This is a genomic window from Capnocytophaga canis, from assembly GCF_000827555.1.
Classification (GTDB): Bacteria; Bacteroidota; Bacteroidia; order Flavobacteriales; family Flavobacteriaceae; genus Capnocytophaga; species Capnocytophaga canis.
In genome coordinates this window covers 1-21,724 of record NZ_CDOI01000001.1, presented here as the reverse complement: position 1 = coordinate 21,724, position 21,724 = coordinate 1, and the positions used below count along the sequence as shown (strand labels likewise).

Annotated in this window: 15 protein-coding genes and 1 tRNA gene; 7 read left to right on the top strand and 9 right to left on the bottom strand. The window is 36.0% G+C overall.

From position 1 onward, the window contains the following. The first annotated feature begins 3 nt into the window (after positions 1-3). The 4 genes from CCAND38_RS00080 (at position 4) to CCAND38_RS00065 (ending at position 5,678) form a co-directional block, all read left to right on the top strand. Positions 4-2,001, top strand: a complete 1,998-nt coding sequence (locus CCAND38_RS00080; protein ID WP_042343002.1) for a RagB/SusD family nutrient uptake outer membrane protein — start codon at positions 4-6, stop codon at positions 1,999-2,001. Positions 2,002-2,296: 295 nt separating this feature from the next. Beyond that, positions 2,297-3,583 carry a dicarboxylate/amino acid:cation symporter gene (locus CCAND38_RS00075; RefSeq protein WP_042008698.1) on the top strand — a complete coding sequence of 429 codons (1,287 nt, stop codon included), beginning with the start codon at positions 2,297-2,299 and terminating at the stop codon, positions 3,581-3,583. 80 nt (positions 3,584-3,663) lie between these two features. Then, a complete protein-coding gene (locus tag CCAND38_RS00070) occupies positions 3,664-4,908 on the top strand; it encodes a DUF445 domain-containing protein (protein ID WP_042342851.1) in 1,245 nt (414 codons plus the stop codon). A 167-nt stretch (positions 4,909-5,075) separates the two neighbouring features. Beyond that, positions 5,076-5,678 (top strand): thioredoxin family protein, encoded by a 603-nt coding sequence (locus CCAND38_RS00065; RefSeq protein WP_042008694.1) that lies wholly within the window; start codon positions 5,076-5,078, stop codon positions 5,676-5,678. A 171-nt stretch (positions 5,679-5,849) separates the two neighbouring features. Here the strand turns inward: CCAND38_RS00065 and CCAND38_RS00060 are convergent, their stop codons facing one another. Then, complete coding sequence (locus tag CCAND38_RS00060; protein WP_042342849.1) at positions 5,850-6,893, bottom strand: isochorismate synthase; 1,044 nt, start codon at positions 6,891-6,893, stop codon at positions 5,850-5,852. Then, positions 6,890-7,300 (bottom strand): PaaI family thioesterase, encoded by a 411-nt coding sequence (locus tag CCAND38_RS00055; protein ID WP_042342847.1) that lies wholly within the window; start codon positions 7,298-7,300, stop codon positions 6,890-6,892. Before CCAND38_RS00055 ends, CCAND38_RS00060 begins: the two co-directional genes overlap by 4 nt. Positions 7,301-7,487: 187 nt before the next feature. On the opposite strand from CCAND38_RS00055, the gene speB reads away from it, so the two are divergent. Both speB and CCAND38_RS00045 read left to right on the top strand, forming a co-directional pair. Beyond that, positions 7,488-8,351 (top strand): agmatinase, encoded by an 864-nt coding sequence (gene speB / locus CCAND38_RS00050; RefSeq protein WP_042008689.1) that lies wholly within the window; start codon positions 7,488-7,490, stop codon positions 8,349-8,351. 257 nt (positions 8,352-8,608) lie between these two features. Further along, positions 8,609-9,751, top strand: coding sequence for a cysteine desulfurase family protein (locus CCAND38_RS00045; protein WP_042342844.1), 1,143 nt, complete (start codon positions 8,609-8,611; stop codon positions 9,749-9,751). Positions 9,752-9,756: 5 nt separating this feature from the next. Here the strand turns inward: CCAND38_RS00045 and CCAND38_RS00040 are convergent, their stop codons facing one another. From CCAND38_RS00040 to CCAND38_RS00010, 7 genes are all read right to left on the bottom strand, one after another. After that, the gene (locus CCAND38_RS00040) at positions 9,757-11,229 is read right to left on the bottom strand and encodes a lipopolysaccharide biosynthesis protein (protein WP_042343000.1); all 1,473 of its coding nucleotides are present in this window, start codon (positions 11,227-11,229) and stop codon (positions 9,757-9,759) included. Positions 11,230-11,411: 182 nt separating this feature from the next. After that, the gene (locus CCAND38_RS00035) at positions 11,412-13,106 is read right to left on the bottom strand and encodes a putative transporter (protein WP_042342843.1); all 1,695 of its coding nucleotides are present in this window, start codon (positions 13,104-13,106) and stop codon (positions 11,412-11,414) included. A gap of 229 nt (positions 13,107-13,335) precedes the next feature. Next, the gene (locus CCAND38_RS00030; RefSeq protein WP_172914866.1) at positions 13,336-15,288 is read right to left on the bottom strand and encodes a SusD/RagB family nutrient-binding outer membrane lipoprotein; all 1,953 of its coding nucleotides are present in this window, start codon (positions 15,286-15,288) and stop codon (positions 13,336-13,338) included. A 13-nt stretch (positions 15,289-15,301) separates the two neighbouring features. Then, complete coding sequence (locus CCAND38_RS00025; protein WP_042342998.1) at positions 15,302-18,403, bottom strand: SusC/RagA family TonB-linked outer membrane protein; 3,102 nt, start codon at positions 18,401-18,403, stop codon at positions 15,302-15,304. A 354-nt stretch (positions 18,404-18,757) separates the two neighbouring features. Beyond that, a complete protein-coding gene (gene pflA, locus CCAND38_RS00020; protein ID WP_042342838.1) occupies positions 18,758-19,519 on the bottom strand; it encodes a pyruvate formate-lyase-activating protein in 762 nt (253 codons plus the stop codon). A 71-nt stretch (positions 19,520-19,590) separates the two neighbouring features. Further along, entirely contained in the window at positions 19,591-21,012 is a 1,422-nt protein-coding gene (locus CCAND38_RS00015) for a lipopolysaccharide biosynthesis protein (protein WP_042342836.1), read from the bottom strand. Positions 21,013-21,172: 160 nt separating this feature from the next. After that, a tRNA-Ala gene (locus CCAND38_RS00010) sits at positions 21,173-21,246 on the bottom strand. An 80-nt stretch (positions 21,247-21,326) separates the two neighbouring features. On the opposite strand from CCAND38_RS00010, the gene CCAND38_RS00005 reads away from it, so the two are divergent. Further along, the coding region (locus CCAND38_RS00005) for an enoyl-CoA hydratase/isomerase family protein (RefSeq protein ID WP_042342834.1) at positions 21,327-21,724 on the top strand (398 nt) is incomplete at its 3' end.

Here is a 21,724-nt window from a genome sequence, read left to right as displayed (position 1 = left end):
ATGATGAAAAAATATTTCAAACATATTACGATAGTTTCAGGAGCTTTGTTAATAGCTTCTTGTAATGATTTTTTAGACAGAGAACCTTTGGATAAAATCACTCCCGAAGTGTATTTCAATAATGAAGCTGATTTAGCGTCTTACTCTATTAAGTTATATCCAGAAGCCGATTTTTCTACAATTAGCCCCGGTCAGTATGGACTTTCAGTTTTCAAATCAGATAATGCTACAGATAACCAAGCTGCTTCTGAAGGAAGTACTCGATGGCTTCCTGGTGAATGGCGAGTAGGTTCCTCTGGCGGAGGTTGGGATTTTGGCACAATACGCCAATGTAATTATTTCTTTGAAAACGTATTACCTAAGTACGAAGCAGGAAAAATTCAAGGGAACCAAGCTAATATTAAGCAATATATTGGTGAGATGTATGTACTACGTGCAAACATTTATTTCTCTAAATTACAGTCCTTTGGAGATTTTCCTATCATTACAGAAGTTCTTCCTGATAAAAAAGATGTCCTTATAGAAAAAAGTAAAAGAAGACCTCGTAATGAAGTAGCTCGTTTTATTCTTTCAGATTTAGACAAAGCAATTTCTTTTCTTGGAGAAAGCACCCCTAACGGAAAAAATCGTTTGAACATTAACGCCGCTTATTTACTTAAATCACGGGTTGCCTTGTACGAAGGAACTTGGTTGAAGTATCATAAGGGAACAGCTCAGGTACCAGGGGGAAATGGTTGGCCAGGAGCTTCTGCTGATTATTTAAAAGGATTCTCTATAGACATAGATAGTGAAATCAAATTCTTTTTGAAACAAGCAAAAGATGCAGCTCAGGTTGTAGCAGAAAAAATGGTTAACAACTTAACCAAAAATTCAGGAGAAAGAGTAGCTCGAGATAAGGATTTGGCATCTAAAAATGACTATTACATGATGTTTGCAGACAGCAATATGGAGGCTTACAATGAAGTTATATTTTGGAGAAAATACTCGGAAGGAGAAGGAATACGTCACAACATTCAAATGGAACTTGCTCGAAATGGTGGAGGTTCTGGATACACTAAAGGTTTGGTAGAATCTTTCTTAATGAAAAACGGGCTTCCTATCTACGCTGCTGGTTCAGAGTATGCAGGAGACGATTATTTAAAAGATGTTATCAAAGATCGTGACGACCGATTAGGTCTTTTTATGAAAATAGATAAAGATGTTGTGTATTACCACGAAGGAAAAGCTGTTGAGGCTAAACTTCCAGAAATACTTAATCCTGCTGAAACCAGAGCTTCTACTGGTTATCGTGTAAAAAAAGGTATGAACTATATCGAAAGAGATGCAATAACGCACCATGTAGGTGTTACAGGTTCTCTGGTTTTCCGCGGAGCAGAGGCTCTTCTTAACTACATGGAAGCTAACTATGAGCTAGATGGTTCATTAGATGGATTTTCTCAAAAATACTGGAAAGCTCTTAGGGAAAGAGCAAATGTAGATACTGACTTTAATAAAACCATAGCAGCTACAGATATGGAAAAAGAGAAATTAGGTGATTTTGGAGCTCATTCAGCTGGAAATCTTGTAGATAAAACACTTTACAACATCCGTAGAGAACGTAGAAATGAGTTTATAGCAGAAGGACTTCGTTGGATGGATTTAAAACGTTGGAGAGCGATGGATCAACTAAAAGCAACTCCATACATCGTTGAAGGATTCAAAATATGGGGACCAATGAAGGAATGGTATAAGAAAAAAGATGGAACATCTGCTTTAGTGGTTAGTGATACAGACAGTGGAAATGTGAACTCTGAATCTAGTAGCGTATATTTGCGTCCGTATCAAAGAAACAAGGTAAATAACTTATATTTCGAGGGATACAAATGGAATGATGCTCATTACTTGAATCCTTTACCTATGGATGCTTTTCGATTAACTTCTTTAACGGAAGGAAATTTAGAAACTTCTGTGGTTTACCAAAACCCAGGTTGGTCCAAAGTTTCAGGTGAAAGTTTAAAATAATGTTACAAGTTTTAAATTAAGCGAAAAAGAGGCTGTCTGATAGCCAGACAGTCTCTTTTTTATGTTAAAATTATATTACCTGACATAGATTTCAAATTTGTAAATTACTTTGATAAATCAAGTTGCCTCACAACAGAAAATAATTTTATATTTTTCATCAGAATCACTTGAGTTTTGTAAAAAATTCATATCTTGCACGATTATTAATATTTGTTATATATTGAGGTTTTCTTAGCCTTATTTGTATATCAATGAAAACAACATCAAATCACTTTATTTTCAACAACATACGTATATGAAAGATAAAAAGAAACTCGCGTTACATTGGCAAATTTTCATCGGAATGGTTGCAGGAGGATTACTCGGGCTACTCATGTTGCAATTTTCATGGGGAAAAGATGCCGTTTTAGATTTTGTAAAACCTTTCGGGAATATGTTTATCAAATCATTGAAAATTATAGCTTTACCATTAATATTAGCTTCTCTGATCAAAGGTATTGCTGATTTGAAAGACATTTCAAAAATTTCCTCTATAGGGATGAGAACTATTATTTTATACCTATCAACCACTGTTTTAGCGGTTTCCATCGGGTTGATGGTTGCAAATATCATCAAGCCTGGAGATATGCTAACTGAAGAAACTCGCACTGAACTCACAAGAGAGTACCAAACTCAGGCGAATACAAGTATTGAAGTCGCACACAACAAACAACGCGAAGCCCGTCCCTTGGATCCTATTGAGAACCTAATACCTGACAATCTTTTTCTATCAGCGACCAACAATAGCAACATGTTGCAAATCATTTTCTGTGCTATGCTTTTTGGATTTGCCATGATAATGATTCCGGAAGAGAAGACCAAACCTGTCAAGGCTTTTTTCGACAGCTTGAATGACATCATACTCAAAATCATAGATTTAATAATGAAAGTAGCTCCTTTCGGGGTGTTTGCTTTGATTGCGTCCCTTATTGTAGAGGTGCCAAATGCGGAAATGCTTTCCGCTCTCTTAGTTTATGCCTTGGCTGTAGTAATCGGATTGACCATTATGATGGGTGTGTACGGCCTTTTGGTATGGACTTTCACAAAAAAAACGCCAAAATTTTTCTTTAAAAATTTAGCTCCAGTACAACTATTAGCATTTTCGACAAGTTCAAGTTCCGCTACATTACCCCTGACAATGGAAACTGTTGAAAAGAAATTAGGAGTTGATGAAGAGGTCGCAAGTTTTGTTATTCCGTTAGGAGCAACTGTGAATATGGACGGAACAAGTCTTTATTTAGGTATTGCGGCATTATTCATCGCTCAGGCTTTTGGAATGGATTTGAGTTTCTCGGCTCAGTTAGGGATTGTTGCCACTGCCACTTTGGCGAGTATTGGAACTGCGGGAGTGCCAGGAGCCAGTATTGCAATGTTGGTGATCATTTTAGAACAGGCTGGTATCCCAGAAAGTGGTTTAGCATTGATTTTAGCTGTTGATCGCCCTTTGGATATGCTCAGAACCGTTGCCAATGTAACGGGTGATGCCTGTGTAACAATGATTGTCGGAAAATCAGTTGGAAAATTACACGAACCCGAAGAATAACTGTAAATTTAAATTAGAGATATCGCTATTTTAATTTTATAGCTAATAGCCATTATTTACCAATTACTATTCAAAAAAATATGAAAGATAAAGAACGTAAATTACGGTATCATAAAAGAATGGCAACTACCTTATTTTTGATAATGGTAGTACTTTATGTAACGATGGTCTTCCTACAGAAAAGATATCCCGAGACCTCCCTGATCGGATATATAAAAGCCTTTTCCGAAGCTGCGATGGTGGGAGCATTGGCTGATTGGTTTGCTGTTACAGCACTTTTTCACAAACCATTAGGTTTGCCTATCCCGCATACAAATTTGATTGAAAATCGCAAAAAAAGCATAGGTGACAACTTGGGTGGATTTGTAGTAGACAATTTTTTGAAGCCCGAAGGTATACGTCCGTATGTTGAGGAAGTGAAAATCACTCCTTTCCTTGCCGAGTGGCTAAGTAAAGAAAAAAATATCAATACATTAACTAATGAAATATCTGAAAAAATAGTACAGTTAGTCAATGGGATTGATGAAGAAAACGCTACCGATTTTATCACTCAAAAAAGCAAGGAACTACTCCATGAAATAGAGCTAAAAACATTGATAAGCAAATCTTTAGATTATATTATGGAGGAGAAAGAGCATCAAAAATTATTGAGTTTTATATTACAAAAAATTGAGACCTATATTTGGGAAAATAAATCCTTAGTCCAAGAAAAAGTCTCCTCAAAAAGTGCTTTTTTTATCCCCAAATTCGTTGATGACATTTTGGCAGATAAAATAACCGAAGGACTGGCAAATTACGTAGCTGAAATCATCAAAGATCCTGAACATTCCGTACGTAAAGAAGTTGACAGCCAACTAAACGCATTTAGCAAAGATATTCAAACATCTTCCGCATGGTCAACAAAGATAGAAAACATTAAAAGCCAAATAATTAACTCTAAATCTATCGATAAATACGCTTTACAAATGTGGAAATACCTAAAAGATTATATCAATAACGACTTAGCAAAACCTACTACCGACTCTACATTAAAGCAATACTTCTATAAATATATTCAAAAACTTAGTTTACAGCTACATACCGACGTAGAATTACAGCAAAAAATCAACCGACAAATACAAAAAACAGCATATCAATTCATACTCAAAAACCGCCATGAGGTTGGGATACTTATAAGCCGAACTGTAGGAAATTGGCAGGGTAAAGAACTCAGTCGAAAGCTAGAATTAGAGGTTGGCAAGGATTTACAGTTTATCAGAATTAATGGCACAGTTGTTGGTGGATTAGCAGGAGTGTTGATTTATGCTATTACGCAATTTTTGTAGAAATCAGTAAGTTGTAAAACTAAAAATCAATAATTTCACAAACGAGTTATGGGTATGTTTATCTATTCTATAAATAAAACTTACAAAAGTAAAAAGCATAGTTCTTAACTGACAAAATAACTCATTCGGTTTTTGATAAATACGAATCTCTAAAAAAATAAGTATATATGAATACAAAACAAATTATCGAACAAAGTTTACTAAACAGTATTACGTATCCGACATATCGAAGCCTACATCAACAATACGTCAATGAAAAGCGAACCAGTGGTGCCAACCAGAGCGAAGAGTATATAAAACACAGCACAGTGAACGAAAGTCGCTACAAACGATTGGACAAAACAATTGTAATCCCAGAAGAAAAGGCTACGTTTTTCAAAAACTACGACAAACAAATAACCTTGTTAGTAATAACTGAATTTTGGTGTGGCGATGCGGCTCAAATCATTCCTGTTATCAACAAAATTTCAGAATTGAATCCTAAAATCATGCTAAAACTCGTTTTTAGGGATGATAATGAAGAGTTGATGAATCTATTTTTAACCAATGGAGGAAAAGCAATTCCAATAGCGGTAGTCCTGGATTTAGAAAACAACGTATTAACACACTGGGGATCCAGACCTTCTGAGGCTACAAAAATGGTAGAAGATTACAAGGCAAAACATGGAGCATTGGATGCTGAGTTTAAGGAAAACCTACAAAAATGGTACAACCAAGACAAAGGAAACAATATCATTGATGATTTCGTGAAGATCCTTTCTGAAATTTAAATCAAAAACAGAAATATGAAGATTTAACAACAAGCGACCAGCTATAAACTTAAGCTGGTCGCACATTTGTTCGAAAAATCGAATTTCGGATAGCTACTTTCTAAAATAAGGCGTAAACGCCTAATATCAAACCTACGAAGCTATCATAAAAATTCGATTTTTCGTACAGTTCTATAAAATCCTGAACATTGTCTGTGCTTTATTTTGGGTCTCGTCCCATTCTGAATCGGGAATAGATTCTTTCAAAACGCCTCCTCCTACATAAATATACGCCTGATTTTCTTCAAGTTGCATACAACGTAGATTTACGTAGAAATCAAATTTCTGCTGCTCAACTACTCCGCAATAACCAGTGTAAAAAATGCGATCATACGATTCATTTTCTAATATAAACCGTTGTGCTGCCTCAAACGGAAACCCACAAACAGCAGGCGTAGGATGTAATTGAGTAACCACATCAAACGGGTTTTTATCGGCTTGTAAGTCGGCTGTAATGTGCGTACATAAATGAACCACTCCTCCCGCTCTGACTGTTTTTGGTTCACTAACTTTTTTATTTTCTGTATAGAATTTTATTTTATCAAGAATGTCATCCGTAACAATTTGCTGTTCTTCACGTTCTTTCTGTTGCCAAGTAATTATTCCTTCTTTAAAAGGTTGTGTACCTGCTAAAGCCATGGTATACAGCTGATTTTCTGAAAATTTCAACAAGGTTTCAGGTGTTGCTGCCAACCACACCCCCACTTTTGGATGTGAAAATAAGTAGCAAAATGCCGTAGGATAGTTTTCTATCATTTTCTGGAATATTTCCACAGGATTTTTATGATAAGGTGCAGCTATTTTTCGTGATAAAACTACCTTATGAAGCTCACTGTTTTGCATGGTTTGGACAGCTTTTTTGATTAATTTGATATGATTTTGCTTCTGTCCTTCGTCAAAGGGAAGTTTTCGGTCGGAAAACTGAAAATGAAAATCCTCTACATTTGCTACATATTTTTCTTCGGATTTTAAAAGTATTTTTTTATGTGTTATATTCTGAAAAGGAGCCAAGACAAATCCTTCATTTGCGAATGAATCTTCAAATATATATACTTGATTATCTATTTGATTGTATAAATTTATTTGCTTTTCATTCGGACGTCTAAATATCACAAAAGGAACTTCCGATTCTTGTAGTAAAATAGCTTTTTTTAGTATTTCTGAATAGGAAATCATATTTTTATTGTAGTAAATTTAAATGAAGAAATTAGTTTATCATGTTGATTGGTGGCTTTTATATCCCATAATTGCAAAGTTCCTCCATTATGAATGCAGGTAGCTTTGGCAAAAATAGTATCTCCTACTTTACCTGCCCGCAGATGATTACCACTTAGTTCAATCCCTCGAATACTTTCTCCTTGCTTTCGATAAAGTACGTAAGCTCCCACACTGCCAACGGTTTCGGCTAATGCAAAGGTGATTCCTCCGTGTAAAATACCATCAATTTGTGTAACTCTGGAAGTTACGGGCATTTTCAAAGTAATAAAATCCTTCCCAAATTCAACAGGCTCTATGCCTAAATAAGAAATAAGCTCATTTTCAGGCAATTCACTCCATATTTTTTGTAGTACTTCTTTATCCATAACTTGATGTTTCTAATATTAAATTTGTAAAGATATAAAAAATATCATATAGATAAATATAAAACAAAAAAAATACGTAAGTTTGCCAAAAATTTTGACATATCAACTTTCATTAGACAATAACATATTGTATGAGTTGTTGCTCAAAATATGATAACAACGATAAACATCTAAAAAAGAATATATTATGTGTAGAACATACGCTGGAATTCCAGATGAAAATGCTACTTTTGAAAACTCAAAGGTAATGTTAGTAACCGTTCCTTATGATGGAACATCCACGTGGGGAAAAGGTGCCGATAAAGGGCCTGAGCTTTTCTTGAATGCTTCCGAAAACATGGAACTTTATGACATTGAAACCGACTCTGAGCCCTTCCTGCAAGGAGTATATCTGGCAGGTGAAGTATCAGAAAACAGTTCACCTGAGGCAATGACCGAAGCCGTATATCAAAAGACTAAAGAATTGCTGAAACACGACGATAAATTGTTTACGCTTTTCGGGGGAGAGCATTCAGTATCTATTGGGGCGATTCGTGCTGTAGGTGAGAAGTACGAGAAATTAACTGTTTTACAGTTAGATGCTCACACCGACCTACGCCCTGAATTTCACGGGTCTACATCGAACCATGCTTGTGCTGTATTTGAAGCAAACGAAAAACATAAACTCGTACAGGTGGGTATCCGCTCTATGGACGCTGAAGAAAAAAAATACCTCCCAAAAGGGCGTGTTTTCTTTGCTCACGAAATCGCTAAAAACAAAAAATGGATTGATGATGTACTAGATAAAGTATCTGGAAATGTATACATTACAATTGACTTGGACGCTTTTGACCCTGCCATAGCACCTTCAACTGGAACCCCAGAACCAGGTGGATTACAATGGTATCCAACCTTAAAATTACTCCGTAAAGTTTTCAAGAAATGTAACGTTGTTGCTTTCGACATTGTAGAACTTATGGATAGCCCTATGGCAAAACCAACGGCGTTTTTAGCAGCAAAATTATACTATAAAATGTTGGCATACAACATGAAATACAGTCGTAAAAAATAATTTTTCACAAATATTTCTCTATTTAGTTTTTAAAAAAAAATCTATAAAATGAGACTGTTGCAGAATTGAATTTTATTGTTAAGATTAAAGGAATAAATCAAACTAATAAAAAACATCTATTTATAGTCAGTTTTTTTGTATTTAACTACTTTATCACATAACTTTGAGTTAAATAATAATCCTTAGTTAAACGAATACTTGAATTTTGGAACAGTCTCTTTTTAAATATTCTATTTCCGAATGAAACATCAACCGAAATGATTTACTTCGACAACGCTTCTACAACCCGTCCTTTTCCCGAAGTAGTTGAAAAGATTCAACAAACACTCACTTCACACTACGGAAATCCGTCATCGACCCACAGTCTGGGACGTTCAGCAAAATCACTCATTGAAAACGCACGGAAAAACATCGCTAAATGGTTAAACGTAAATGCTTCTGAGTTGATTTTCACTTCTGGAGGCACAGAAGCTAACAACATGATTCTCAGAAGTGCAGTACGTGATTTGGGGGTAAAAACCATCATTACTTCAAAAATTGAACACCACGCTGTATTACATTGCGTTGAGCATTTACAAAGAGAATACGGTATCGACATTCTGTACGTTCAGTTGTCCGAAGTAGGAGATGTAGATTTACACGATTTAGAATATTTACTACAAAGAACTGAAAATCAAAAAGTTTTAGTAAGTTTAATGCATGTGAATAATGAGATTGGGAATATGTTGCCAATTACCAAAGTGGGAGAACTCTGCAAAACTTACAACGCTTATTTTCATTCTGATACAGTACAATCGATTGGACATTTTCCGTTAGACTTAAAGGCTTTTCCTATAGATTTTATCACCGCTTCGGCTCATAAATTCCACGGAACCAAAGGAATTGGTTTTGCTTACGTCCGAAAAGGCATCCCGTTACGAGGATTAATTTTCGGTGGTGAGCAAGAAAAAGGAATGCGAAGTGGTACAGAAAATTTACATAACATTGTAGCTATGGAAACCGCTTTAAATGAGTCATATAAAAACTTAACAACCTCTACTGAACATATTAAAAGTATCAAAAAACACTTTATAGAATCGGTTCGTAAGTATTTCCCCGAAGCGAAGTTCAATGGTAATTCGGGAAATATGGAAAGTAGCTCGTACACTATCTTAAACGTAGCCTTTCCTTTTTCAGCAGACAAAGGTGTAACCCTACTTTTTACTTTGGATTTGAAGGGTGTAGCCTGTTCCAAAGGCAGTGCCTGTCAAAGTGGTAGCGTACAAAACTCTCATGTTTTATCGGCTTTTCTATCGGAAGAACAACTAAAAATGCCTTCACTACGATTCTCTTTTTCAGTATATAACACCAAAGATGAGGTCGATAAGGTCATTAATATTCTGCGAGAAATTCAAAAATAGCTTTGTCATCTCTTTCGATTTTTCATACTGCCTATTTGCTTAATCAATATTATGGCTTCTTCTGAAAGTTTGTATCTTATCAAAACAAAACAACTGAAAATCAGAAGTATTATGGATTTTAAAACGATATTCGATAAGGGTGAAATGGAAAAATCCCAAAAGTAGAAAATTAAAGTTGATACAACTCCGAATATGGTTATTCTTTGAGTTTCTTTAAAAAAAGGAGACAAGTGAAATTTTCGATAAACAAAACTGATTTTCAGAGCATTATAAATCAAAAAAGCACATAAGGTTGATAATCCAGCTCCATCAATCCCATATAATGGAATGAGCCACATATTTAATACTATTGTACATATAATCAACAATATACCAAGATAAAGGACTATCCTATAATATTTAGAATTGAATAAGATAGCATTGTTAACCCCTACCAAAGAATCCGAAAGTTTTACTAATGAAATAAAAACCAAAACCTTAATTCCTAATGCGTATTCTTTATCGGGTAGTAGATTGTAAAATTGGTTTGCGTTGACGATAATTAAGACAAAAACGATTATGCTTACCAAATAAATGTTAATAGTACTTTTTTTATAAAGTTCATGCAACCCAACTGTCTGATTAGTGCTGATAAACTTAGCTACAAGAGGACTAACCACCTGATACATTGATCTATAAGGAATAGCAATAACTGTAGCTGTAAATATAGCTACGTTGTAAATTGCTATCTCAGAAATGGGTAAATATTGATTAATCATAAACTTATCAATATCCATCAGTAGGTTTGCTACCGATCCCGAAACAACTATAAACAGACTGTAATAAAAAATTTCTCGCTTATTTTTCGGAAGCCCCCAGCTAAATGTGGGTAGCTTTATGGAAAAGGAAGATATTAGCATGAGCAAAGTACGAAGTGCATATGCAACAAACACTCCCCACACAAATTCGTGAAAATCAAAAACTTTATAATAAACACCTAACAACAATAAAGTAATGCAAATACGATGAAAAACCTCTTTCAAAAAATTTCCAAAGACAGTTTTGAGTTGTACTCTTGCCCACGAATAGAAAATCTCGAAATAGCCCATAGCAATGGCTGTAATGAAAATCAAAAAGACGTAATCCCTCACAACCTCATTTTCACCTGAAAGCCATTGTACCATATGCTCATAAGTAAAAACACCTATCAAACCCAACGGAAAAATTATCAAAAGTGGTAAAACGAACAACATTGTATTGAACTTCGATAATTCTTTAGAATCGGCATAGGAAAAATAATATCGAATGAAAGTGTTGTGTACTCCAAAAGCAATCAGTGGAGAAAGTATTGTAGCTGTGGAAGTTATATAGCTAACCAATCCATATTCTTCTTTCGAAAGGAAGTAAACAAATAAAAATAAGGTATTTACTGCTCCAAATCCGAAACCCAGATAAGTAGTTAAAATATTCTTTAACGATTGGCGAAATACAATACCCATTTTAAATAAATTATGGTACAAAAGTAATATTTTTTCAGGAAATAAAAGAGACTGCCCTAAGATGTATGTTTCTTTTTGAAAACTTTTATTCCAAATCCCTGAAGAGGAGGAACCCCTCATTCAAAGTTATTGGGGATTGGAAATGACATCTTAGGACAGTCTAATTTATAAAAATTTATTAACTACAAAAACATCACTATGAGTAGCTGTGCTACCATAATTCGCATAAAGGTTGTGAGTGGATAAACAGCAGCATACGTAACCGCTGGAGCATCGGATCCTGTTACGTCATGGGCAAATGCCAAAGCAGGAGGATCGGTTTGCGACCCAGATAGTAGTCCACAGATTTCTAAAAAGTTCAATTTATAGTAAAAACGAGCTACCAACGCTACCACAATAAGTGGCACCAAAGTGATAGCAACTCCCATCAACATCCATTGCAAACCTGCCCCTTCTGATAGGGTTTTAATGAAATTTTGCCCTGCTCCTAAGCCTACACTGGCTAAAAACAATACTATTCCAATCTCTCTAACCATCAAATTAGCACTATGCGACACATAGTGTGTAACCGAGAAGCGACCTCCGTAACGGCTTATTAAAATGGCAACAATAAGTGGCCCTCCTGCCAAACCAAGCTTCACAGGCGACGACATTCCTGGAATAGCAATCGGAATAGACCCTAAAATAACCCCAAGAACAATACCAAAAAAAAGCTCCGCTATGTGTGGATGTTGCATACGTTTTTTAGAATTTCCGAATACTTTTTCAACCAATTTGATATGCTCTTCATCTCCAACCACAGTGATAGCATCCCCAAATTGTAATTTAGTGTCTTTGGTAGGAACAAATTCAATCCCCGCACGATATACACGACTTACGGTTACGCCATACTGTTCACGTACGTTAATCTCTCCTAATTTTTTCGAATATGCCAGTTTGTTAGTAACATTCATTCGGCGTGAAACAATGTCATTTGCCTCTCCTTCAAACAGAGCTATACTTTCTTTCTTTCCTATAAGAGTTGACAATTTATCAAAATCTTTTGGATTCGCCACCAAAAGTAATATATCTCCCTGCTTTAAGATGGTATCCTTATCCACCATATGTATTTTACCTGTATGATAAACGCGTGAAATAACGAAGTCCATTCCTAAAGTTTCTTTTATAATTGCTACGTGTTTTTCAAATAACACTGGATTTTCGACACGAACAGCTACTTTATCAACACTTGAGTTGTTTTTATTAACTTTCCATTGATTCAGTCGTTTCTCGGCATCTAAATTCACTTTCAGGGCTGACTTGAGAATCATCATCACTAAAATAATACCTAATACTCCAAATGGATATGCCACTGCGTATCCGTTAGAAACGTTGGATAATGCTCCGTTGATAGTCTCTTGTGATTGACCTTCTGCTCTGAAAATGTCTACAATAGCTTGTTGAGCGGCTCCCAGACCTGGTGTGTTAGTCACTGCTCCTGACATAATCCCCACAAGATCAGCCATGCTAGTATCAGTAGCATAAAACAACACTATCACTGTCAGCACACATGTGAGAACTGAGAGTATTGCTAAACTATTAAGTTTTAAACCTCCTTGTTGAAAAGAAGCAAAAAAACCAGGACCAACCTGCAACCCAATGGTGTAAACGAACAAAATCAGACCAAACTCCTTGATAAAGTGCTGGATGTGTCCATCAACAGTAAAACCAAAATGAGCCACTCCAATTCCTGCGAAAAGCACACAAGCAATTCCGAATGAAATTCCCCAAATACGAACCTTCCCTAAGGCTACCCCTAAGGCTATCACAAAACTGTAAACAATGACTGTATATGCCACACTTTCGTGATTTGAAAATAGATTTACTATCCAATCCATATCGTAAAATATTTTAAAATTTTCCGAACGCAAAAGTACTATTTTTCTTTTACATATAAACAAAAAAATTAGTAAATTCTCATCTATAAAAGTCTTTTTTTATGAATTTGATTAATAATTAATGATTTAGCTATTAGTTTCTCTATTTTAGATATTTATGCGTATTTAAAAAGAAATCACCCTTATGTCTTTCGACTTGGGGTGATTTCCAACTTATGAAACGCTATACCTATCGTTTATGCCAAATCAGTGGAGTTTCGGGTTTATCCTCTCCTCCTAACAATTGTAAAGCTCGGTCATAACCAGCTTGGTTTTTTGTTTTCAAACTGATTGGATAACGAACTCTGCGATACACATTTTTAATGTCTGCAGCCGAATGATCAGTGTAAAATGGCATAAATGGCAATAATCCTTCCAAATACGGATTTTCAAAAAACGGCAATCCCGTTCGGCGGTAATCATTGGTTGCCTCGAACGGTTGCCAAGGATTCTGAGCGATATACTTCTGTGTCATAATCTTAGATAGTACATCATTATTAGTTGGATGTACTCCCTTCGGATAATTATAGGTCACGGTTTCTTCCGTTCCTGATGGGTAAATTTTTCGCGTCAGCTGTTTTGAAGTAATCTCGGTTGTATGGTCAAACTTTACCGAAGTTCCGATACGATTATAACTTTCACTTTCCAAATAAGCATCTGCATAGCGACCTATTTTGTGGTAATCAAAACTAGCTTTTACACCTAATTCATACCACTCCTTAGCTGTACGTCCTGTTTCCCATCCGTAGTGAGCTGCCTCTGCCAATAAAAAGTAGGTTTCCCAACATCCGAAATAGACGCGCCGTAAATCTCCTCCACGATATTGCTTACCGATAGCCGGCAAACGACCTAAATTCCTACGGAAACCTCTCAGAATCAAATCATTTTTCCCTGCATTTTCTCCGCAAGTGAATGATGAAAAGGTATATTTCGTACTGAATTTTTGCCCAGAATCTGCAGGAAGTTCAATTTCTTGATAATTAGTATTATTCTTTTCAGCATTTAAATCGCGCTGTACATAAAAATTTACCAATCCATCATGATGCCCAGGTATATGATAATTTACTAAAATACGAGGATCTATTTCTTTAGGAATATAATCATACAGATATCCTGCTGACTGAATATTTGTTTTTGTTGGCAAATAATCCGGCATATAAACTCCTAAGTATTCATTAGGTGAACGTAAATGATTGGTTAGTGCTTCTTGTGGCAAACCATAGGCAGATGTTCCAGGATATTGTGCCATTTCTGCAACTGAAATTCCTCCCAATCCAAAAGAAATGTTAGTCAATGTGGAAGTAATTTCCATTCCAATATAGCTAAGGGCAAAGATAGAACCTGCAGGATCCTCTAAGTCAGCAATACTTGATTGTGCAACGGAAGCATTATCTACATTATTGATAATGAATCCCGAAATATCTCCTACTTCTTGTAAGATGTTTTCAAAACGAGTTTTACCCACTGTACCTACATTTGAAAAACGCATTGCACAACGCAACCGTAACGAATTGGCATATTTTTTCCAAGCACCAATTTTCCCTGCGTAAAATGCATCAAAAGCATCATTTGAAGCCTCAGTACTTTCATCAAATTTGCTCACTGCCAATTTTAGTTCCTCTTCTATATAGGCGTAAATATCTTCAACACTATCATACTCAGCTACTTCCCCTTTGAATCCTTTTCGAGCTGGATAGGGGCCAAACATATCTGTAATCTCTGAAAGCAAATACGCTCGATAAACTCTTGCCATTTGCACATAATTATTGGTTTTGGCATCTGCCTTTCCTGTTCTGATGCGTTCCTCTCCTATTTCAATGGCTTGGCTAACATTGGTAATCCATTTTGCAGCAGAATTCCAATAGTCTGACATGTAATTATTTTGATCTTGCAACACCTGTGGCCCGTGAATAGGGCGATACGTGTACCGAGCTCCCCAAAGCCAAGTACGGTGAAAAAGAATATCCCGATTCCACCAGCTAAGCTGTGCATCAGCGACCGAAGCATTAAACAACCCTTCAACCAGTACCGAATTGCGATCAGCTGCATTGGGATCTTTGTTGATTTCCTCAAAGTCCGAACAAGCGTACGATGAAAATGCAACTATAGATATAATAGCGAATTTTAATATATATTTTCTCATAACACACATTGTTTTAAAGTCCGATAGTAATATTAAACGTAAACGTACGGCTTGTAGGTGGCGCTCCAAACTCCAATGCTGTTACGTTTGTGCCTGTTCCTGAAACTGATTCTGGATCAATTCCTGGAATGTTGGTGTGAATCAACCAAAGATTATTCGCTGTGAAGGAACACTTGAGATTTTGGATTCCAATGCTTTCCAAGTGTTTTTTACCAAACGTATACCCTAATGACAGGGTTCTTAAACGTACCGATGTAGCATCATACATGTTAGCTTCAGTGATTCCGATGTTGTTTTGGGCCAATGCTCCCCAATAACGTTGAGGTGTTACTTGTTTTGTGTTTACATCATATCCTCCTGAGCTATTGGCTATTACACCTTCTACAACAAATGAATCTCGCTTACCATCAACAGCTGTTTCTGCTGCCATTCCATAGCCTGTAAGCAAATTACGTGTCATAGAGAACATTTTTCCTCCTACACGAGCATCTACAAGAAAGTCTAAATTAATTCCTTTCCATGAGAAACTATTGCTAAAACCTAACAAGTAATCAGGTTGCTGATTTCCAAGATAATGTAATGCTACAGCATCTCGCTGAGGCAATCCTTCCGCAGTAAGAATCATCTTTCCGTTGTGAGGACTGTTCGCATCATTGACCCTACGGATAGCCGAGCCATAAATTGCTCCATATTCTTTACCTACTTCAGCAAGTACCATAATCTCATCAACTGTAAGCAATTCATAGGAAGCTACCCCTGGGTAAAGGTCGATAATTTGATTTTCATTCTTAGAAAAGTTTACCGTTGTATCCCAATTTAATCCTTCAGGATTTTGTAAAATACCTACTCCTAACGAAAGTTCAACTCCTTTATTTTCAATATTTCCTGCGTTGATTATCTTGAATTTATATCCACTAGTTTCATCCATCGGCAAACGCAATAATTGACGCATAGCATTGGTCTTATATACAGCTGCATCTAATCGCACTCGGTTATTAAAAAGTCTTAAATCGAGCCCAGCTTCATATGATTTTACTAACTCACTACGCACTGAATGGTCATACAAAATTTCATTAGTTGAAATTGTTGGCACACCCCAATAGTCTTTCGCAACTGAGTAACTGTTATACAACATATAAGGCTCTAAATCGTTCCCCACCTCAGCATAGGAAGCTCTTACTTTGGCAAATGTTACCCATTCAGGTAACTCTATCAATTCTGAAATCACCCCAGAAAAACTCAAAGATGGATAAAAATAGGAACGATTTACTTTACTCATGGTTGAAGACCAATCGTTACGAAAAGTTGCGTCCAAATACAAACTATTTTTCCATCCGATTTGTGCTGAACCGTATAATGAATTCATTTTTCGCTGTGTAATCAATGAGGTTACAGTTGGTTTTTCTTTACCATTGTTCAATGAGAATATGTTAGGAATCAATAAATCTCCTGATTTAGCATTCATCTCTGAAATATGCTGTGACATTAGATTTCCTCCAAAGGTCAACGTTCCGTTAAGATCTTTCAGTAAATCACTTTTTTCAGCAATCAACAGAAAGCTAAGGTTCTTTTCAGAAAATTCTTTGGAAGCCTCTGCATATTGTCCGTTTTTTGGCACTGATAAACTTCCCGAATGTTTGCGTTGATACATTTTTGTGTTGTAGTAGTCCAATCCTCCTTTTACTTCTCCTCGTAACCAATTTGTAAATTCGTAAGTTACCGCTCCAAAACTGATATAACGATTACGCACGTCGTTGTTTGTATTGTACTTAAGAGTCCACCAAGGGTTGTCGTCGGGCAATGTTTGCGTATCATACCACACTTGTTGTCCGTTAACTATCGGTGGATTGAATTCACGAATATCCAATGTACGAGGGAATATGGTCAAGGTTTTAAATACATTTGACTGGTTCAAACCTTGAATTGGACGATTATGAGCCTGAGTGTTCACATAATTGATCTTAAAATCTACTTTCCAACGATCACTTGCTCCTAAATTAGTTGTAGTTCGCAATGCCATTGATGTACGATTCATATCCGTTTCAGGCACCATACTGGTATTATCCATATAGTTAACAGAACCGTATACCGAAGTTTTATTTATTTGTTGCTGGAAAGAAAGAGCTTGTGTGGCTGTAATTCCTGTACGAAAGAAATTATTCATATTGTCATACGCCTCCAATTTCACTTGCTTGTTATTCCAATTAGTTACCGTCTGTCCTTCAATTCTTGGCCCCCAGTTTCGAGCTGTTTTAGGATCGTATAAATTATCAACCCCTTGTGCATAAGTATTTTGCAATGCTGGTTTAACAAAAATATCTTCAGTGGCAAGAGTCGTTGAAAATGTAATTCCAAGTCCTTTCTTTTCCTTTCCCGATTTGGTGGTAATCAGAATAACTCCATTTCCAGCACGAGAACCGTAAAGTGCTGCTGCCGAAGCTCCTTTCAAAACAGTAAGGCTTTCTATGTCTTCCGGATTGATATCGGAAAGTCCGTTCCCCATATCCATTCCGGAATTTCCCCAAATATCGGCAGCTCCACTGGCTTTATTGTCTATTGGCACACCATCTACAACAATCAGTGGCTGATTATCTCCTGTGAGTGAATTTTGCCCTCTCAACACAATTTTTGAAGAACCAGCCATACCTCCCGCTCCTTTAACAATCTGCAAACCAGATACTTTCCCTGAAAGAGCATTTGTTACGTTAGCATCACGAGCCTCAAGTAACTTTGTTCCGTCAATTTCCTGTAAAGCATACCCAAGAGCTTTTTCACTTCGTTTGATACCTAATGCCGTTACAACAACCTCTTCCAACTCTTCAGCGTCTTCTTTCAACATAACATTGAGTTTGGTCACGTTAGCTTTTTTCTCTTGCGTAACAAATCCCATGGAACTGAAAATAAGGATTTCTTCTGCTTGAGCTTGAATGTTGTACTTACCATCAAAATCGGTGGACACTCCTCGGGTTGTTCCTTTAACTAAAACGCTCACCCCTGAAAGTGGAATCCCTGATTCATCGGTAACTACACCACTAACCGTACGATTTTGTGCATACAACCAATGGAAACAAAAAACCATCGTTAGCACAAATGTTACTAAAAACTTTCTTTTCATATTGTACATGTTTTGGGTTAAGTAATTAAAATATCTTCCCTACAAAAATAAAGAAATTTATGTTAACAAAAAACTTTTTTAACTATTTTTCTACATAAATATAACAAAAAGATTTTAATGTGATTTTTTTAAACATTACATTTATCTGAAAATCAGCACTTTTAAAAAATACAAATGTTTTTCCTCCGTAAAAATTCTTGAACCCTATATAAAATTGATCAACCTAGTATAAAAATATATGTAAATTTTAGTTAACAGATTGTTTGGGATTTCAATATAAATTTAGAGGAAAACGTTTATTAGCTATGAAGAAAAATATCCGATATGTGGGAATGATGAGTTGTGGGCAGAAAATTAATCCAAATCATACCTGGCGCCTAAAATTTTAATCGCATTTTCAATGCGCTCTTTCGACGGACGCTCAATATCCTTCAACGGATAATCAATTCCCAATTCATCGTATTTGAATTTAGCCATATCGTGGTAGGGAAGAACCTCAACACGCTCTACTCCTTGTAAAGTGTCGATATAATCGCGAAGTTTTTGTAAGTATACATCATCATCGGTCCATTGAGGTACCAACACATGGCGAACCCACATTTTAGCTCCATTCTGGCTTAAAAAATCAATGAAAGTGATAATATTTTTATTATGTCGTTTGGTAAGACGTTGGTGTTGTGTATCATCAATATGTTTGATGTCCACCAAAAACAAATCGGTAAGAGATATTAACTTAAGAATTTTTTCATTGATAATCGGGGTATTAGCATAAAACCCACCACAGGTATCTACGCAAGTACTTATTCCTAACGACTTTAATTTTGTAAAAAGTTCTAAAACAAAATCTAACTGCAATAAAGGCTCACCACCACTGAGAGTCACTCCTCCTCCACTAGCTTGAAAGAAAGTTTTATACTTAACAATGTCGCTAACCAATTCATCCGTGGTCATCATCTTTGCATCGTCATTATGCAATTCCCAAGTGTCAGGATTGTGACAATACTTACAACGCAACATACACCCCTGAAAAAAAACAACATAGCGTATGCCTGGCCCATCAATATTTCCAAAAGATTCAACCGAATGAATAGCTGCTCGCAACGGATGTGTTTCCATAAAAAGGTGCCTATATTTACTTTAACATATTTTAGTCACAAATGTACATCTTTCTAACCTAAAAAACAAAATCAACGCTTTAAATGCCTAATTAGCTGTTTTTCCTGTTTTACAACTAATAGAACATAAAGCAATAAAAAGACAGTCCCTATATACATGTTTTTATCAAAAACATAGAATACTATAAATGAAGATATTATGCTAAATCCCAAATATATTCCTATTTTTTTAATATTATAGGGTATTGGATATTTTTTTTGTCCAACCCAAAAAGATACCGACATCATAACAAAATAGGTAGCAAGGGTAGCTAATGCCGAACCTTTGTAACTTATTAAAGGAATCAACAGGAAATTAACAATCACGGTAATAAACATCCCTAAAACAGATACATATGCTCCGAAATTGGTTCTATCAGTGACCTTGTACCACACCGAAAGACTGTGATAAATCCCCAAACAAAGATTTGCCAACAAAATGACAGGAACTATCCACAAAGCCTCCCAATACTCTGAATTTGATACAATTATATACTTTAATACATCTATAAAAACAGTAATAAATAACAATATGAAAGCTCCAAAGAGAATAAAATATTCCGTTACCAAAGCGTAGGTCTTTGGTGCATTTTTGTCTTGTGCGTTACTGAAAAAGAAAGGTTCAACACCTAATTTGTACGCTGTTACAAAAAGTGTCATAAACATCCCCATCTTGTAACACGCGGAATAAACTCCGATAGTAGCATCAGCAGTATCAACGGGAAGAAGCATCCGCAAAAAAACACGGTCAAAACCTTCATTTACAGCAAAAGCGATTCCCGCAATGAGTACAGGGAAGCCATAACGCATCATTTGTTTCCATAAAGCAACAGAAAAACTGAATTTAATTCGGAAATAAAGAGGAAGAAGCACCAAAAAAGTAAGTAAACTCGCTATGAAATTAGACATAAAAATAAAAACAACCCCTTCATCTGTCTTATCAATATGATTGCTTAACACCAAGAAAAAATACAGATTAAGTAGTAAATTTACCACTACATTTCCAATCTTAATCAAAGCATAAATCACCGATTTCCCCTCATTGCGAAGCCACGCAAACGGAATTACAACCAACGCATCCAATACCAATATGTAGATCGCCAATCGGATATACTCTACCTTGTAATTCAACCACTCGGCAATATGATTTTGCAAAAGGATAGCTCCCACTAAAAACAGAAAAGAACTAACTGTTACTGAGGTAAGCGCCGTAGATTGTACTTTCTTTTTATCGGTTTCCTTATTCACAAAACGGAAAAAAGCGGTTTCCATCCCATAAGAAAGCAACACATTCCCTAAAATCAAATATACGAACAACCCCGAATAAATACCAAAATCTTGTTTTTCAAGTTTATGTGTATAAAAATTTGTCAACAGAAGAGTTAAAACACGTGGCAGTACGGTAGCCAGTCCATAGACGAACGTATGTTTGAATAGTTTTTTCAGTTTACTCATGATTATAATTGAATATTTTTACTATCCGAGAATAGCCTAAGATATTCTCGCTTTCCTATTCAGGTTAATTGCTTATTTTACAAAAAAACAAAGACTAAAACCGAGTAGTCCCAGCATTAGTCCTTAATTAGTACATTTTCTTGATTTTCAACACTTGTTGTGGAGAAGATGGGGCTCGAACCCACGACCTTTTGGCTGCCAGCCAAACGCTCTAGCCAACTGAGCTACATCCCCTTTGGCGCAAAGGTAAAATTTTTTTTGGATAAATAATCTATTTTCGATATTTTTTTTTACTTTTGGGGAAAATTAAAATTATGGGAACTAATAGAATAAACGGTTCGTTATACACTAAAATAGAAAATCGCGTAGCAACCATCGAATTTGGACATCCTCATGCGAATTCTTTTCCGCTTGAGTTATTAGAACGCTTGGCTAAAGAATTTGATTTATTATCTGAAAACAAAGATGTCAGTCTGATTGTAGTCAAAAGCGAAGGTGACAAAGCTTTTTGTGCTGGAGCTTCTTTTGACGAACTTTTGACCATTGATAATGAAACCGAAGGCACTCGATTTTTCAACGGATTCGCAAACGTATTTTTAGCCATACGCCGATGTAAAAAATTGATTATAGGTCGGGTGCAAGGAAAAACCGTTGGCGGAGGAGTCGGGCTTGTGGCTGCTATGGACTATGTGTTCGCCACGGAAGCCGCAAC